Source organism: Roseisolibacter sp. H3M3-2 (genome assembly GCF_029211165.1).
Taxonomy (GTDB): domain Bacteria; phylum Gemmatimonadota; class Gemmatimonadetes; order Gemmatimonadales; family Gemmatimonadaceae; genus Roseisolibacter.
In genome coordinates, this window is the sequence record NZ_JARGEK010000619.1 from 1 (window position 1) to 1,566 (window position 1,566).

At 80.6% G+C, this 1,566-nt stretch carries 1 pseudogene; it reads left to right on the forward strand.

The features are described 5' to 3' along the window. Positions 1-1,566 (forward strand): annotated as a pseudogene (locus PYV61_RS25165) (hypothetical protein); the annotation flags it as partial.

The following is a 1,566-nucleotide window of genomic DNA, read 5'->3' on the forward strand; positions in this document are numbered from 1 at the left end:
CTCGCCCGCGCGCCGGACGGCTCGCCGTCGGCCGCGTCGACGCCGGCGGCCGACCCCGCATCGCGCACGCTCGCGATCGGGATGCTGCGCGACTTCCGCGAGGCGGCGGGCGCGCCGAGGCGCCCGCTGGCCGCGCTGCTCGCCACCAGCCTCGCGCGCGGCGAGGGGGTGCTCGTCATCAGCGCGGCGCGCATCGGCGAGGTGCAGCGGCAGCTCGCGGTGGGCGACAGCACCGAGGGAGCGTACGCGTCGGCGGCGCGGCAGGCCGGCGCGACCGAGCTGGTGGACGGCGCGCTGTACGCGCAGCCCGACGGCACGCTGCGCCTCGACCTGCGGCGCGTCGAGCTGGCCACCGGCGCGGTGCGCGCGTCGCTCACGGTGCGCGGCGCCGACCTGTTCGCGCTCGCCGACAGCGGCACCGCGCGCCTGCTCGACGGGATGGGCGTCGCCGGGCCCGCGGGCTCGGTCGCCGACGTGACCACGCGCTCCGCCGTCGCGCTGCGCCTGTACGCCGACGGGCTGCGCGCGAAGGCGCGCTACGACTCGCGGACCCGCGACCTGTTCCGCCAGTCGCTGCGCGCGGACCCGAACTTCGCGATGGCCGCGTTCGAGTACGCGCGCCTCGACCCCGACCGCGCGCGGATGGCGGAGCTGATGGCCGACGCGGTGCGGCTCGCCGACCGCGCCACCGTGCGCGAGCGGCTGCTCATCCGCGCCGGCTGGGCGTCGACGATGAGCGGCCCCGAGCTGCGCCCCGTCGCCGACTCGCTCGTGGCGCTCGACCCGCGCGACCCCGAGGCGCTGCTGTACGCCGCCGAGGCGCGCGCGTGGGTGGGCGAGTGGGCCCCCGCGCGCGCGCTGCTCGAGCGGGCGCTGGCCGCCGACTCGCTCGCGCTGCGCGACCCCTCGGGCGGCGCGTGCCACGCGTGCGCCGCGCTCGCGCAGCGCGCCGTGCTGGAGGCCGACGCGGGCGACCTCGACGCCGCGGAGGAGGCGGCGCGGCGCTGGACGCGCCTGCTGCCGCAGCGCGCCGACGGCTGGGCCGCGCTGGCGCGCGTGCTCGACATGCGCGGGCGCCACGACGCCGCCGAGGCGGCCCTCGAGGCGGCGTACGCGATGGACCCGTCGTACGGGAGCGGCCACCCGTCGCGCGTCGTGCACCTGTCGCGGGCCGGGCGCCTCGCCGACGCGGAGCGGTCGGCGCGCGCGTACCTCGCGCACGAGGAGCCGGAGTGGCGCGCGCAGGCACAGTGGCAGCTGGCCAACGTGCACCGCCACCAGGGGCGGGCCCGCGACGCGCTCGCCGCGGCCCGCGGCTTCCGCACGCTGCGCGACTCGATCGACGGCGGGCGCACGGCGCTCAACCACGTGTGGGTCCCGGCCCTCGCGCTCGCCGAGGCGGGGGACGCGGACGGCGCCGCGGCGCTGCTCGACTCGATCGCCGACGGCGCAGTGCGCCCCGGCGAGCACCCGGCCAACGCGGCGCGCCTGCGCCCGCTGGTCGTCGCGCACGCCGCCGAGCTGCGCGCCGCGCGCGCCGAGGCGGCGCAGCTGCCGGCGGCGGCC